This is a genomic window from Flavobacterium artemisiae (assembly GCF_042678225.1).
Classification (GTDB): Bacteria; Bacteroidota; Bacteroidia; order Flavobacteriales; family Flavobacteriaceae; genus Flavobacterium; species Flavobacterium artemisiae.
On record NZ_JBHUDZ010000012.1, the window covers coordinates 735,702 to 748,021 of the forward strand.

A 12,320-nucleotide genomic window follows, 5' to 3' on the forward strand; every position below is an offset into this window, starting at 1 on the left:
TGCATAAAATCTAAAAATCTACAATCTGAAATCTAAAATTATCAATGCGCTTCCAGCCAATCTTTTCCTAACCCAATTTCAACTTCCAAAGGAACCGACATTTTAAAAGCATTTTCCATTTCATGTTTGATCATTGGCTGAATTTTTTCGAGTTCATCATTGTGAACATCGAACACAAGCTCATCATGCACCTGAAGCAGCATTCTTGATTTCCAGTTTTCTTCTTTTAATTTTTTATGAATGTTAATCATGGCGATTTTAATCACATCGGCAGCACTTCCTTGAATTGGCGCGTTTACTGCATTTCGTTCGGCAGCACTTCTCACAACAGCATTTGCTGAATTAATGTCTTTAAGATAGCGACGACGTCCTAAAATAGTTTGTACATAGCCATTTTCGCGTGCAAATTCAACTTGTTCATTAATATAAGAACGTAATCTTGGATACGTTTTATAATAGGCATCGATCAAAGCAGCGCTTTCACTTCTAGATAATGAAGTTTGATTACTCAAACCAAAAGCAGAAACACCATATATGATTCCGAAGTTTACCGTTTTGGCATTGCTTCTTTGTTCGCGTGAAACTTCTTCTAACGCCACATCAAAAACTTTTGCTGCAGTTGCTCTGTGAATATCTTCTCCGTTTTGGAAAGCGGCAATCATATTTTCTTCTCCACTTAAAGCGGCAATAATTCTAAGTTCAATCTGCGAATAATCGGCAGAGATTAAAGTATGGCTTTCATCGCGGGCCACAAAAGCTTTACGAATCTGGCGTCCTCTTTCGGTACGAATTGGAATGTTCTGTAAATTCGGATTATTAGAACTTAAACGACCCGTTGCAGCAACAGTCTGCATATAATCGGTATGAACACGTAAAGTCTTTTTGTCAACTTGTTCTGGTAAAGCCAAAATATAAGTACTTTGCAATTTTACCATCTGGCGCCAGTCTAAAATTTGTTTTACAATTGGATTGTCATTCGCCAAATAAGTCAAAACTTCTTCGCCAGTTGCGTATTGACCCGTTTTAGTTTTCTTTTGTTTGGCACCACCGATTTTTAATTTCTCAAATAAAATATCTCCTAATTGTTTTGGAGAAGCCAAATTGAAAGTTTCTCCAGCAGTTTCGTAGATTTTTTGTTCTAAAGATTTGATTTCAACATCCATTTCGCCAGACATTGCTTTTAAGAACTCAACATCCAAACGAATTCCTTCTGTTTCCATATCAGCTAAAACGCCTACTAACGGAATTTCGATAGCATCAAAAAGCTTTTTAGTCTCGGTTTTGTCTAATTCGGTTGTGAAGATTTCTTTTAATTGTAAAGTAATATCAGCATCTTCGGCAGCATATTCTTTAATATCCTCTAAAGGAACATCGCGCATATTAAGCTGATTTTTTCCTTTTTTGCCAATCAAAGTTTCAATAGATTTTGGAGAATATTTCAAATACGTTTCCGCCAAAATATCCATATTATGACGCATATCTGGATTTATCAGATAATGCGCGATCATCGTATCAAAAAGTTTTCCTTTTACAGTCACGCCGTAATTAGAAAGGATTTTTAAATCGTATTTTAAGTTTTGTCCGATTTTTTCAATGTTTTCATTTTCAAAAAACGGAACAAATTTATCAACCAAAACCTGAGCTTCTTCCTGACTTTCTGGAAACGGAACATAAAATGCTTTTCCTTTTTCGTAAGCAAAAGACATTCCGACCAATTCTGCGTGCAAAGCATCAATTCCAGTTGTTTCGGTGTCAAAACATACCGAAGTTTGTTTTTCTAGATTTTGTAAAAGCAGTTTAATTCCTAAATCACCCTGAATGGTCTGATATGAATGTTCTGTATTTTCTAAAGTATTATAGAATGAATTTCTAGCAGCTTCGGCACTTTCATCAAGAGTTGTTCCGCCGCCTCCAAAAAGGTCAAACTGATCTTCGTTCTTTGGCTGTGGTTTTTTGTACAATTTAGCATCTTGAGCTGGATTTGAGCCCGCCAATTCATTTCCGCCGCCCACTTTAAAAAGATTGTCAAACTGCTCAGCCATTCTTCTAAACTCCAATTCCTGAAAAATAGCATCCGTTTTTTCGATATCTGGACGAGAAAGTTCATAATCTTCTTCATTAAAAGTAACATCACAATCACACATAATTGCGGCCAGCTTTTTAGATAAAATACCTTTATCTTTATTAGCTTCGATGTTTTCTTTCATTTTACCTTTTAGCTTATCGGTATTAGCCAAAAGATTTTCCATTGAACCAAACTCTTTTAAGAATTTTTTAGCGGTTACTTCACCAACGCCTGGTAATCCTGGGATATTATCGACAGCATCACCCATCATTCCAAGAAAATCAATAACCTGTTCTGGTCTTTCGATTTCAAATTTTGCCAAAACTTCAGGAATTCCCCAAATTTCAATTCCGTTACCCATACGGGCAGGTTTGTACATAAAGATATTTTCAGAAACTAATTGTGCAAAATCCTTATCTGGAGTTACCATATAGACTTTGTAATTCTGTTTTTCGGCTTGTTTGGCAATAGTTCCAATTAAATCATCAGCTTCACATCCAGCAAGTTCAATAATCGGAATATGCATGGCTCTTAATAATTCCTGAATATAAGGAACAGCAATTTTTATTGCTTCTGGAGTTTCGTCTCGATTCGCTTTATAATCAGAATACATTTCTGTTCTTGCATGACTTCCTTCTTTGTCAAAAGCAACTGCTAAATGATCCGGTTTTTCTCTTTTAATAACATCCAAAAGAGAGTTCATAAAACCCATAATTGCAGAAGTGTCCATTCCTTTAGAATTGATTCTCGGGTTTTTTATAAAAGCATAATAACCACGAAATATAAGTGCATAAGCATCTAAAAGAAAAAGGCGTTTTTGAGTCGACATAAATAAAAATTTAGTCTGTAAAAATAATCAATTGGGTTTTAAAAAACGATTCAGTTCTTGAAATTAATTTTGGTTTGAACCATATAAGTGATATAAGTTCATTTAAAATGCCAAGGATTAAATTAATCTTGTAAAAGATACCAAGTGACGAACATTAACACAAAATAAATTTCCTTTATTCATAGGTTTAGAAAAATCCACCAAGCGTTAATATCAAGTTAAAATCTTTTTATGAAGACATTTCTTCATTTTTTCTTCACTTTCTGAAAGTAATTTTGAACTGTAAAATAAAAGATATTAATTCAAATACTTAGAAATCATGAGAAATTTATTGATGTTGTTAGTAGCAGTTTTAGGAACAAGCGCAATGGTTCATGCTTTTCCAGCTAAAACAAAAACAGAACCTGCAAAAGAAGTAAAAGGTCCTGGAAAACCAGCTAAAGCAGATAAAAAAGCAAAAACTGAGAAAAAAGAAACTGCAAAAACTGAAACTTCTAAAAAAGAAGCTCCTAAAACAGAAACTGCAAAAGCGAAAAAATAAGTAACCTTTTGTTTTGTTTTCGGTGGATATTAGGAAACAAACCAGAAGGAAATTTTTGGGATTGCAGATGGTGAAAAGCTGATGAAGAAATTTGTCAGCTTTTTTCGTTAATGTTTTAATAATGCGCAGTCAGTTTTTTAGAATTGATTAATTTTAATTGCGCTTAAACACATAGTTTATGAATATTTTGATTGTTGAAGATAATAAAGAACTAGCTGTAGAAGTTTACGACTTTTTGTGCAATGCTGGTTACATTTGTAAAATCGCGAATAATTGTAATGACGCACTCGAAGAAGCAGAAAGTAATGATTATGATGCGATGCTGCTTGATCTTGGTCTGCCGGACGGCGATGGGTTTGATGTGTTGAAAACCATTAGAAAAACCAAATCCAAAATGGCTGTAATTGTGCTGACGGCAAGGGGAGAACTCGACGACAGAATTAACGGACTTCATCTTGGTGCTGATGATTATTTGACAAAACCTTTTGCTTTAACAGAACTCAGCGCAAGATTGTTTGCGGTTATCAGAAGAATTCATGGTTTTACGTTGAACAATCTTACGATTCATAATTTTGTATTGCAGCTTCAGGATTATAAAGTTTCTTTTAATGAGATTCCGATTAATTTGACTAAAAAAGAATTTGATATTTTTCAGTATTTGGTTTTGAATAAAAATCGGGTAATAACGCGTTTACAACTTACAGAACATATTTGGGGAGATATTCTCGAAGTCAATTCTGATTCTAATTTTATTGATGTACATGTTCGAAATCTTAGAAAAAAATTGGATAAACACGCTCCAATTGATTGGTTTGAAACCGTTCGAAATGTGGGTTATCGTATAAACGAATAAAAAGAGTATAGTGAAGATAAAACATCAACTTTCTATTTTTAATGCGCTAACAAGACTGCTTGTAATTGTAATTTTGTGGTTAATGCTTCCTGTCTTGGTGCAAAATGTAGTTTATCATCACATCAATAATGGATTATTAGAAAAAAAGAAAAAGTTTATAGATCATTTAAATAAAGAAGAAATAAATGATTTTATAGAAAATGCAGACGATTCTACCGAAACCTATTCGCAGTTCTCTACACTTCACAGTGAGTTTTTGGTACTATCTAAAGTCCCAATGAAAGCGCGTCATAACAAAACTACTTTTAGCAACGAATACAGAAAAATTGAAGGAGAAGAAAATGAATATCGCATTTTGCAGCATCATTTTTCCTTTGAAGGAGAAGATTATCAGCTGGAAATCGGAAGCAGTTTAAATGAAATTAAAGATTTGACTTTTGTTATCCGATTCTTTATTATCATTGTTTTTGTTGTTATCCTCTTCATTACTTTTCTTGCCGATACTTTTTATATCGAATATCTTTTAAAACCTTTTTATAAAATAATCGACACCAAAATAAGGCGTGTTAACGAACCTGAAGCTTTTGATCATACTCCGATAAAAGCCGCTTCTAGAGATTTTAGAGAACTTGATTTTGTTTTAAATCAAATGATGGATCGTATTGCAGAGCTTTTTAAAAAAGAAAAACAATTTATTTCTAACGTTTCGCACGAGCTTCTTACGCCAATTGCACTTCTTAAAAATAAACTCGAAAATCTTTTGCAAAACGAATCTTTAGATGATAATGCGGTTGATAAAATTGCAGGTTCATTAAAGACTTTGGATATGCTCAAAAAAATCATAAACAATTTATTGCTGATTTCCAGAATCGATAATAACCAATATCAAGCCAATGAAGAAATTAATGTAAAAGAAATTGTTTGTGATCTGCAGGAAGATCTTCAGGATCGTATTGAAGACAGAGAAATTGTGTTTACCAATACTATCAATCATGATTTTGTTTTTACGGGAAATAAGACTTTAATACATATTTTGATCTATAATCTGGTTACAAATGCAATAAAATACAATAAACCAAAAGGTATTATTCTGGCAGAAGATGGTTTTGTTGATGATCATTATTTTATTTCAATAAAAGATTCCGGAATCGGAATGGATGAATCACAGACAGAAAAAATATTCAGCAGATTTGCACGTATTAGTTCAGACCAAGAAGGGCAGGGATTAGGGCTTGCAATTGCAGAGAGTATTGCTTCTTTTCATCATATTCAAATTAAGGTAAAATCGATAGTAAATGAAGGGACAATTTTTACTTTATGGTTTGAAAAAGCCAATTAAAAGTTAAAGTTTCTTGTAGGACTTTTTCTTCATTTTGTCTTCATGTTGTGATTGTAATTTTGACTTATAAATAATGAAATAATAATAATCATAAAATTTAAAAGTCATGAAAAAATTAGCAATCTTAGCAGTAGCAGTTTTAGGAACATTTTCAATGGTAAACGCTCAAACAACTCCAGCAGCGACTCCAACAACAAAAGAAGCTAAAGCAACTAAACACGAGAAAAAACACAAAAAAGCAAAAGGTGAGAAAAAAGCTGATGCTGCAAAACCAGAAGCAGCAAAAGCAAAATAAAACAACCTTAAAAAGTTGAATACTTAGATAGTTTAAAAAAAATTGGTAGTTAGAGCTGAAAGAGTCATCTTTCAGCTTTTTACATTAAGAGCGTTAAATTTTTTATAATAAAAAGCAATAGAATTTCCATTCTTTGTTACTTTGTTCAAAACTATAAACAAATGATCCTTCGTTTTGCAATTCTATGCGCTCTTTTACTATTTATTGAGTTCTATTCCTATCAAGCCTTTCGCACTTTAATTAAACTAAAATGGGTTTTAACGGCTTATCAGGTAATCAGTCTTTTTGTTTTAGTATTTATTATTTATTCATTCTCGCAAGTAGATCGTTCGGTAGGGCAGACTAAGCAATTTATGTTTACCACAGGCTTAATGCTGTTGGTTTATGTGCCAAAAATTGTTTTAACCTTAATCATGTTTGGCGAAGACATAATCAGAGTTGGTGCAAGTATTTTAAATTATTGTGTTTATAATACGCCTCGCAAAGAAATGATGCCGGACAGACGAAAGTTCATCAGTCAAATTGCTTTAGGTTTGGCTGCAGTTCCGTTTTTGTCTTTGATTTACGGAATTTTTGAAGGGAAATATAATTTCAAAGTTTTTAAGCAGACTATTTATTTTCCAGATCTTCCAGATGCTTTTAACGGTTTTAAAATCACACAGATCTCAGACGTTCACAGCGGTAGTTTTGATAATCACGAAAAGATAAATTACGCGATTGATTTAATTAATGAACAAGAATCAGATTTGATTTTGTTTACAGGAGATATTGTAAATACACATGCAAAAGAAATGCATCCGTGGCTGGAAACATTTAATCGCATCAAAGATTATAAATACGGAAAATTTGCTGTTTTAGGAAATCATGATTACGGTGAATATGTAACGTGGCCTTCTGAAAAAGAAAAGAACGAAAACTTCCAGCAGATTAAAAAATTGTACGGTCAGATTGGTTTTGATTTAATGTTGAATGAGCATACGTACATTCAAAAAGGCGATGATAAAATAGCTTTGATTGGTGTTGAAAACTGGGGAGTAAATTTTAAAAAAGCTGGAGATTTAAATAAAGCATCTGAAAACGTAGATCCAAAGGATTTTAAAATCTTAATGAGCCACGATCCAAGTCATTGGGATGCAGAGATTAAAGATCATCCTAAAAACTTTCATTTAACGTTTGCAGGTCACACGCACGGAATGCAGTTTGGAATTGAGATTCCAGGATATTTTAAATGGAGTTTAGCGCAATATATTTACAAACAATGGGCAGGATTATACGAAAATCTCGGTAGATACGTTTATGTTAACCGTGGATTTGGTTTTCATGCCTATCCAGGACGAGTTGGAATTATGCCCGAAATAACGGTTATCGAACTAAAAAAAGGCCGTAATGTCGCTTAATTCGTTAAAAATGCTAAATTTGTATTATATTTATTTCTTTTTATAGATTTAAAAAACTTAAAATTTTTGGTTTTATGTCAAAATTTGGAGAACTAATAAATGCCCAAGTCCCTGTTTTAATTGATTTTTATACAGACTGGAATGAATCCTCAGTGTCTATGCATCCTGTTATTAAGGATGTTGCAGCAGCGCTGGGCGATAAAGCCAAAGTAATTAAAATTGATGTAGATAAGAATCAGGAACTGGCAGAAGCACTTCGCATAAAAGGACTTCCTACTTTAATGATTTATAAAGACGGGCAGATGATTTGGAGGCAGTCAGGAGAGCTTGATGCCAATACTATAATAGGAATTGTTCAGGATCAATTCAGCGTTTAAATAACTTCTTTTTCTCGATGTTATTTAATGAATAATGTCAAATTGATACCCATTTTCTTTTAAAAAGTGCAGTGTTCTAGGTAAAGCAAATCTCAGGTTTGGAGAAGCTTTTATACTGTCATGAAAAACAATTACACTTCCTGATTTTACATTCTTTGTTACGTTTTCGAGACACTTTTCGGGAGTAATACTTTGATCAAAGTCTGCGCTTAAAACGTCCCACATTACAATTTTATAGCCTAACTTTCTAAGCACTTTAGATTGTGCTTTTTTGATTTTTCCATAAGGCGGACGAAATAATAAACGACGAGGAGCTTTTTCTTGTTCGTCTAGAACTTCAGCACAATTTTTCACATTTTCGATATAATCATTGGTATGAATTTTCCATCCGTTTACATGATTCATCGTGTGGTTTCCAATAGAATGTCCGTCGGTAATTAATTTTTCAAATAAAGCGAGGTTGGCTTTAATGTTTTTTCCGATACAGAAAAAAGTAGCCTTAGCATCAAATTTTTTAAGTTCGCTTAAAACCCAGTCTGTAATTTCTGGAGTTGGGCCGTCATCAAAAGTCAGGTATATTTTCTTTTCATTGTTGGGAATGTCCCAGCAATATTTAGAAAATACCCTTTTTATAAATGAATTTGTTTTTACCCAATAAAAGCCCATTTTAAATAGATTTATCTTGCTTACGTAAAATTAAAAAATGCGGCGCTATTTATCAAACAGCGCCGCATTTTTTTAATGATTAAAAATTTCGTATATTATTCTTTTTCACGTCCAAAACGTTCAAAAACATTTACATAAGTATTGAATGTCGTTTTGTGTTTTTCATAAAACGCTTTATCGTTATTTTTCTGCATTACCTGCAATAAACTTCTGTAGCGCTCAATATCTGTAATAATATCCATTGCCAAATCAGTTTGATCAGTTGGAGGAAGCGTACTGTAGTAGTTTAAGTTTTCTTTGTACTTCTCAACCAATTTGTTCAATAAATCTTGTGCTTTGGCAGTTTCTCCTACTTTGTAATATCCATTTGCAAAAGGTTCAACCAAAGAATAATAACCAAACTTGTCTAAAGGCATTTTAGTCATAGCGAGATTAATCACATTTTTTGCTTTGTCAATTTTACCTTCAGCAATTAACTGATCCATTAATCTAGAAAGATTAGTACGGTATGTAATACTGTTTCTTCTTGTTTCTGGATCGTGGTAGATCTTGTCGCTTTCGCTGTTGCCCCAATCCCATTTCATTACAATATTGTACATTTTATCGGCATCAATTTGCCCCATATCCATTGGACCTCCATCTTTAGAAGGAACATTTTTAACAGGAACCAATTTGTAAACCATTCCGTCTAACTGCAGATAATCTTTTAACCATAAATAATCTTCGTCGTCAAAAGCACCACCGCTAAAGTAAATTGGTCTTTTCCAATTGTTATTCGCTAAGATATCAAGCATCATTAAACGGTTTTTGTATAATGCGCTTCCTTTGATATCAATATCTAAATAAGGAACAATAGAATCGTAATATTTAGGATTTACAACTTTATTTTTGATGATAACATTTTTGTCAACATTCACTCTGATTTTATTTGTTGGATAGAAGTGAATAGTCTGCCCGTTTTGTAATCCAACAGTAGATTTAGGGTTTTTAATGAATTCGATAAAGTCATTAATATTCCAACGCGTATCTATCTTCTGGATATAAGCTACATAATCTCTGTTGTCTCCCACATATTCACTATGTTTAAAAGAAATCGGAAGCGGGTTAGATTCGTATGCTTTTGCTTTCATTTGATCAATATACCAATCTGTCATAAATAAACTCGTATTTACGATCTTGACATCTGTTCTAAAGTGCTCAATTTCCTGCGCATACCAGAGCGGAAACGTATCGTTATCTCCAATGGTAAATAAAATAGCATCTTTGTCACAAGAACTTAAATAAGCTTTTGCCATTGCAACTGCAGTATATCTTCCAGATCTATCATGATCGTCCCAGTTTTGAGATGCCATTAAGACAGGAGCAGCTAATAAACTTCCGGCAATAATAACTGGTCCGGCAATTTTTGGAGCAACATACTTTTGGAAACTTTCATATAATGAATAAACTCCAAAACCAATCCAGATTGCAAAAACATAAAACGACCCAACAAGCGCATAATCCCTTTCACGAGGTTCGAATGGTCTTTCGTTCAAATAAATTTTTAATGCAATTCCAGTAAATAAGAATAGCGCTAAAAGAACATAAAAACTCTTTAAATCTTTATTTGCATGATACATTATTCCGATTAAACCTAAAATAAAAGGAAGGAAGTAATAAGCATTTCTGCCTTTATTATTTAAAACATCAGAAGGCAAATTGTCTTGAGATCCTAAATGAAGAGAATCTAAAGGTTTAATACCGCTGATCCAGTTTCCATCAAGATTGTCATATTTTCCTTGAACATCACTTTGGCGTCCAACAAAATTCCACATCAAATATCTCCAATACATATATCCAAATTGATATTCGAACATAAAACCGAAGTTATCTCCACTAGTAGGTTTTTCGATAATCAAATAATCACCGTAACTTTTTAAGAATTTAACATAACCTTCGTTGTCAATTTGTTTTTGAGCATAGGCTTTTCTAAATTCAGAAACTGTTTTTTCAACTTCATTACGCAATTGTGCTGTAGCATTGTTGTACTCTTCTTCGTTTAATTGGCTTGTATCAATTCCGTATTTAGCCAAATCATCCTCATAATCATAATTCGGATTAATTCTGAATTTTGGAGGATTTGTAAAGTTGATATAATTTTGAATATGAGCAGTTTCTGTACTCCACATTCTTGGTAAAAATGCTTTCTGATTGTCATCAGAATTTTGTTCTGCATTTTTATAATTATTGGTAATAATGTATTTACCTGTTTTATAATCTCTTTCGTAGTTTGGTTTTTTGTCTAGATACGGTTTTTTTGCATCTAATCCAGCAAAAACTTCTGTGTATTGAGGGCCGTAAAATAAAGGATTTGATCCGTATTGTTCACGATTATAATAAGCCAGAACCTCAGTTGCATCAGAAGGTTTATTTTCATTAATAACTGTATTTGCATTTGCACGTACTGGAAGCATCATCCATGTAGAAAAACCAATTAGGATAAATAAAATGCAAAGAATAATAGTGTTGTAAAAAATTAAGCCTTTTTGTTTTGTGTATTTTAATCCGAAATAGAAAAAAGCAACAAATAATAAAGCAACAAATATAGTTCCTGAGTTAAAAGGAAGTCCCATATTGTTTACCATAAAAATTTCGGTTTTACCAAAGAACGCCATCGTTAATGGTAATAACAGTATGAAAATAAATAGAAGAATACTAACAACTACAAGATTGGCAATAATGAAGTTTTTGATAGTAACTTTTTCGTAATGTTTGAAATAGTATAAAAATCCGATAGAAGGAATAGTTAAAAGGGCCATAAAGTGAACTCCAAAAGAAAGACCTGTAACCAAAGAAATGATCAAAAGCCATTTGTTTCCTTTTGGTTTGTCCATGTCTTGTTCCCAGCGAAGTCCAAGCCATAAAAGCAAGGCAATTAATAACGAAGCCATCGCATAAACTTCGGCTTCAACAGCATTAAACCAAAAACTATCAGAAAATGTGTAAGCTAACGCACCGACAAAAGAACTTCCTAAAATTACAATCGAATTATTTTGATCGATTTCTGCAAAACGAGCTACGATTTTTTTCAAAATCATAGACGAAGACCAGAACATAAATAATATGGTGAAAGCGCTAGAAAAAACAGACATCATGTTTACCATTAGGGCTACGTGCTGTGCGTCTATTGCAAACATTGCAAAAAAGGCACCCATCATTTGGAAAAGCGGAGCTCCCGGCGGGTGTCCTACTTCAAGTTTAGCGGCTGTAGCGATATATTCACCACAATCCCAAAAGCTCATTGTAGGTTCAACAGTTAGTGTGTAAGTAATTAAAGCGATTGCAAATGCAAACCAACCAATAATTGTATTCCATTTATTGAAATTGAATTGTGCCATATTTAGGTGTTAAAAATTTAAATATTTTCTGTCCTACAAAGAAAATGTTTTTTTATGTAAAGAAACGAGCATTAACATAAAATTCTATAAAACTATCTTTAAAAAGTAATGTCTTGTTTATGAGGTGCTTCGGTTGCTTCTGGAAGTTTCGAAGTTAAAAAATCAAAAAAAAATGATTTTTTTTGACCAAAAAGTTTGCATAAACTAAATAAAGACTTAAATTTGCACTCGCTTAATCGCACTGCTGGTCTATGGTGTAATGGTAACACTACGGTTTTTGGTGCCGTCTTTCTAGGTTCGAGTCCTAGTAGACCAACGTAAAGCCTCTCAGAAATGAGAGGCTTTTTTTATGCAAAAAAAAGTTTACTCAAAAATTTGCATAAATTAAATAAAGTTCTAATTTTGCACCCGCTTAACCGCACTGCTGGTCTATGGTGTAATGGTAACACTACGGTTTTTGGTGCCGTCTTTCTAGGTTCGAGTCCTAGTAGACCAACACAAAGCCTCTCAGAAATGAGAGGCTTTTTTTATGCGATAAATTTAAGAAGCATAAAATCTCAATTTTTTAAATTCCAAATCTC

Annotated in this window: 9 protein-coding genes and 2 tRNA genes; 8 read left to right on the plus strand and 3 right to left on the minus strand. The window is 33.0% G+C overall.

The genetic code is table 11. From position 1 onward, the window contains the following. Window positions 1–41: 41 nt before the first annotated feature. Entirely contained in the window at window positions 42–2,894 is a 2,853-nt protein-coding gene (gene polA, locus ACFSC2_RS13890; protein WP_379814827.1) for a DNA polymerase I, read from the minus strand. Window positions 2,895–3,213: 319 nt separating this feature from the next. Here polA and ACFSC2_RS13895 point away from each other — a divergent pair, with 319 nt between their 5' ends. The 6 genes from ACFSC2_RS13895 to ACFSC2_RS13920 all read left to right on the plus strand — a co-directional run bounded on the left by ACFSC2_RS13895 (window position 3,214) and on the right by ACFSC2_RS13920 (window position 7,696). Beyond that, window positions 3,214–3,435: a hypothetical protein gene (locus ACFSC2_RS13895; protein ID WP_379814826.1), complete on the plus strand. Its 222-nt coding sequence runs from the start codon at window positions 3,214–3,216 to the stop codon at window positions 3,433–3,435. Window positions 3,436–3,613: 178 nt separating this feature from the next. Continuing rightward, a complete protein-coding gene (locus ACFSC2_RS13900; RefSeq protein ID WP_379814824.1) occupies window positions 3,614–4,288 on the plus strand; it encodes a response regulator transcription factor in 675 nt (224 codons plus the stop codon). 10 nt (window positions 4,289–4,298) lie between these two features. Next, entirely contained in the window at window positions 4,299–5,627 is a 1,329-nt protein-coding gene (locus ACFSC2_RS13905; RefSeq protein WP_379814823.1) for a sensor histidine kinase, read from the plus strand. Window positions 5,628–5,733: 106 nt separating this feature from the next. After that, window positions 5,734–5,922, plus strand: a complete 189-nt coding sequence (locus tag ACFSC2_RS13910; protein WP_379814822.1) for a hypothetical protein — start codon at window positions 5,734–5,736, stop codon at window positions 5,920–5,922. Between the two features lie 161 nt (window positions 5,923–6,083). After that, a complete protein-coding gene (locus ACFSC2_RS13915) occupies window positions 6,084–7,319 on the plus strand; it encodes a metallophosphoesterase (protein WP_379814821.1) in 1,236 nt (411 codons plus the stop codon). Between the two features lie 32 nt (window positions 7,320–7,351). Next, window positions 7,352–7,696, plus strand: a complete 345-nt coding sequence (locus tag ACFSC2_RS13920) for a thioredoxin family protein (protein ID WP_379815447.1) — start codon at window positions 7,352–7,354, stop codon at window positions 7,694–7,696. Between the two features lie 24 nt (window positions 7,697–7,720). Here ACFSC2_RS13920 and ACFSC2_RS13925 read toward each other — a convergent pair whose 3' ends face one another. Next, complete coding sequence (locus tag ACFSC2_RS13925; RefSeq protein WP_379814820.1) at window positions 7,721–8,362, minus strand: polysaccharide deacetylase family protein; 642 nt, start codon at window positions 8,360–8,362, stop codon at window positions 7,721–7,723. A 95-nt stretch (window positions 8,363–8,457) separates the two neighbouring features. Then, window positions 8,458–11,739: a glycosyltransferase family 117 protein gene (locus ACFSC2_RS13930; RefSeq protein ID WP_379814819.1), complete on the minus strand. Its 3,282-nt coding sequence runs from the start codon at window positions 11,737–11,739 to the stop codon at window positions 8,458–8,460. Window positions 11,740–11,984: 245 nt separating this feature from the next. Between ACFSC2_RS13930 and ACFSC2_RS13935 the strand changes: the two genes are divergently transcribed. Then, window positions 11,985–12,055, plus strand: a tRNA-Gln gene (locus ACFSC2_RS13935). A 109-nt stretch (window positions 12,056–12,164) separates the two neighbouring features. After that, window positions 12,165–12,235: transfer RNA gene (locus ACFSC2_RS13940), tRNA-Gln, on the plus strand. Window positions 12,236–12,320 lie beyond the last annotated feature (85 nt).